General features: G+C 68.2%; 1 protein-coding gene. It reads right to left on the minus strand.

The window, feature by feature from the left end; genetic code table 11:
• Positions 1-221, minus strand: a 221-nt coding sequence (locus ACZY1I_RS32325; protein ID WP_463761729.1) for a hypothetical protein, incomplete at its 3' end; no start/stop codon positions are given.
• Positions 222-245: the final 24 nt, after the last annotated feature.

A 245-nucleotide genomic window follows, 5' to 3' on the forward strand; every position in this document is an offset into this window, starting at 1 on the left:
AACGCGCCGTTGATCGCACCCAGGCTCAGGTTGAACGCGGGCAGCCCACCACCGAGGACAGCACCCAGGTTGGCCGAAAGGTTGTTCAACGCGCCGGCGAAGGTGGCGCTCAATCCGCCGAGCCCGCCTAGTCCGAGGTTGCCTGACAGTGCGCCGCCGAGCAGGCCGGACAGGTTGGGGAAGCCGGCGGCGAGGTTGGCGGCGAGGTTTTGGCCGGCCACGATGAGTGCACCTAACGCGCCTTG

This window comes from Mycobacterium sp. IDUB_37 (genome assembly GCF_055419245.1).